Below are 2742 nucleotides of genomic sequence, written 5' to 3' on the forward strand. Positions count from 1 at the left end.
ATTTTAATAAACATACCGTCATTCACCAGGTCGCCCGCGCAACTCCTTCCCTTGTGGCACCTGGATATAATTCACCACACATTGAAGGAGTGTTATGGAGTTGAGAAAAATACAATTGGCTACCGCAATGTTTTGCTGTCTTGCGTGGATCGCGCCCACATTGGCACATACAGAAGTGCGGGTTCCGGAAATGTTGACATTGCGTTCAACAATTGATGGGGAATCAGTGGCTCGCCCAGCGTATTTTCCGCATCAGCAGCACACCTGGCTGGAATGTGAGACTTGTCACCACGATGTTGGCGCCTCTGGAAAACCAGTCCGTTACACGCCTGGTAATCAGGTTGAACGATGTGAATCCTGTCACAATAAGAAAGCAGACATGCCTGCGCAATGGGCTTCCTTCAAACGTGTTGGCCATGGGTTCTGCATGGAATGCCATGTACAAAATGCAACCGATCAGGCCCGTTGTGGAGCTTGCCATATACCTCAGCTATCCCATGTAAGCAAACAAGAGGAACACACCAATGAATGAACATGAAAGCCAACAACTACAAATAACGAGAAGAGGATGGTTCAAAGGCGTAGGAACTATCTGCGCGGCAACTGCTCTCGGCTCCTTAGGTGGACACATGTTTGCCTCCAAGGCGCAGGCCCAACAAGCGGCTTCAATGCAGAAATGGCCTTGGCCCTATGAAAAGCTGGACCCCACAATAACGGCTGAAATAGCCTACCAAGAATGGTACCGAATATTTTGCGGCGGCGCGGTTATCAGCGCTGTTTTTTCTCAACTACGAGAAAAGGTGGGAGAGCCGTACAGCTCTTTTCCAATCGATGGTTTCATGTTTCTTGAAGGAGGAATTCTGAATTGGGGCACCCTATGCGGATCGAACGCAGGTGCCGCCATTGTGGCCAACCTGATCTTTGGCCCCCGAATTATCGATGAAGAAGGCACTGGTCACTTCATCGGCGCTGACATACTGGACTGGTATGGCCACCAGGCAATGCCGACCTTTATCCCGAAAGAACCGAAAGTTCCGGTAGAAAATATTCCACGAACCATTGCTGAATCTCCGCTGTGCCATGTATCGGTAGGTAAGTGGATGGCAGTGTCGGAAAAACCATTGGGCAGCCTGGAACGGCGCGATCGCTGTGCCCGTACTGCAGCAAGCGTGGCCTATCATCTGGTTGAATTACTCAATGAGTGGAAAGACGACACCTATGAAGAAACAAGCGACTGGACCCCTATTTCTGGCCATGGAATCAATGCCCAGCGCAACTGTCTGGAATGCCACAGCCTAGGCACCCCAGAAGCACCTCGAAAAAAGGACGATATCTGAAACAGATGTTCACACCTGCCCCTGTTTTATAGCGGACAGGTGTGAACGTTTCTTTATCTGCAGCTCAAGGGGCTACAGGCTGCGGCAAAGCCTTGTCTAGTCCAACGCCTTCACGCTTGAAATAAAATTCATCCTTTCGTATAAAAATTTCTCTCCCAGATTTTCATGGAATAGATCCCTACCCTCCACACTTCCGCCAACGTGGGAAAGAAACCGGCCTGCCAAATACAGCCTCGTATTTGCCTTTATCCTTTGTCATAACACAAAAAATATCATGATGTTCTACTTGCTTCAAGTAAGGACACATGCCTGACCAACAAAAAGATCATCTAAATAAGCAATGATAAATTAGCTAATTACATAATTTAACCACGTTTTTTTCCGATTGACAACGGGATGAACGCAACGGTATGCTCAATAAAGAATTATTCAGCATATTTACAAGAAAACTTTGGCCGATTCATACTGTTGTGCTTCAAAGACAAAAAGGATGCGTAACATAATTATGGAAGTTGTTCGTTCACAAGAAACAGATTTTGAGAGATGGATCCTACTTGCAAGGGAAGTCGAGCCACTATTTGGTCCTATGGCCGAGGAATTGGACTTTCAAGAAGCTCTAAGGCACGCGATTTCTTCAAGCACTGCATTTTGCATCTATTCAGAACCGAATGGAGACAACAAGAAATTAATTGGTGGCGTTGTAATATCTAAAGAAAAAAATGAAATAGCATGGCTCGCAGTATCACAACAATATCGTGGAAATGGATGCGGTCGAAAGTTGATCGAATTCGCTATTAGTAAGCTGAATCAGCAGAAAAATATTTCGGTCCAAACCTTTGACAAATCGGTCCATGAAGGAAAGTCCGCAAGAAACTTATATTTGGACTTTGGTTTTTCTGACGTCCAAGATGGTGGAATAAATCCCGCAGGGATACTGACTGTAATAATGCAATTAGAAGCATTAAACACGATCTGAGCACAACCAGGGGGCATTAAGGGCGACGGCAAAAAGCCGCCGCGCCTTATGCCCAGCGTTATACTAAGATAAAATGAATAAGTCTGATTCTTTCAAGGCAATTATAGAAAGTTCTGAATGTGGGCCTTTCAGGGCAAGATTTACATCTAGAGACAGATACTTTAGTAAAAAGTTTAAAAATCTATATTATATTGAAAATGATATTTTTCACTATACAGATTTGCATGGATTGCTTGGAATAATTGAGAGTGGAGGATTTTGGTTGTCTGAAGCAAAATATCTTAATGATTCAGAAGAGCTAGTAAATGGTGTTAAAATTTCGAAGACACTTATTGAAAAATTATTATTAAAAAAAAGATATGGTACTTTTAGTAAATTATTAGAGGTAGTTTATTATAAATTAGGAACACTTAAATTCAATGATAATTA

The 2742-nt window shown here is 43.7% G+C and carries 4 protein-coding genes; all 4 read left to right on the plus strand.

Translation table 11 applies throughout. The features are described from left to right. The first annotated feature begins 226 nt into the window (after nucleotides 1-226). On the plus strand, nucleotides 227-532 hold the full coding sequence (locus tag GX089_17210; GenBank protein ID NLP04236.1) for a cytochrome c3 family protein: 306 nt from the start codon (nucleotides 227-229) through the stop codon (nucleotides 530-532). After that, complete coding sequence (locus tag GX089_17215) at nucleotides 525-1337, plus strand: chain A iron centre cytochrome C protein (GenBank protein ID NLP04237.1); 813 nt, start codon at nucleotides 525-527, stop codon at nucleotides 1335-1337. Before GX089_17210 ends, GX089_17215 begins: the two co-directional genes overlap by 8 nt. A 505-nt stretch (nucleotides 1338-1842) precedes the next feature. Then, on the plus strand, nucleotides 1843-2313 hold the full coding sequence (locus tag GX089_17220; GenBank protein NLP04238.1) for a GNAT family N-acetyltransferase: 471 nt from the start codon (nucleotides 1843-1845) through the stop codon (nucleotides 2311-2313). Nucleotides 2314-2386: 73 nt separating this feature from the next. Next, on the plus strand, nucleotides 2387-2742 hold a 356-nt coding region (locus GX089_17225), incomplete at its 3' end, for a hypothetical protein (protein NLP04239.1).

Origin of the sequence: Fibrobacter sp. (assembly GCA_012523595.1) — a bacterium.
GTDB lineage: Bacteria > Fibrobacterota > Chitinivibrionia > Chitinivibrionales > Chitinispirillaceae > JAAYIG01.

Excerpts from the sequence above, each read along its gene's own strand:
- GX089_17215 (NLP04237.1), top strand. The coding sequence starts at position 525 with ATGAATGAACATGAAAGCCAACAACTACAAATAACGAGAAGAGGATGG.
- GX089_17220 (NLP04238.1), top strand. The coding sequence starts at position 1,843 with ATGGAAGTTGTTCGTTCACAAGAAACAGATTTTGAGAGATGGATCCTA.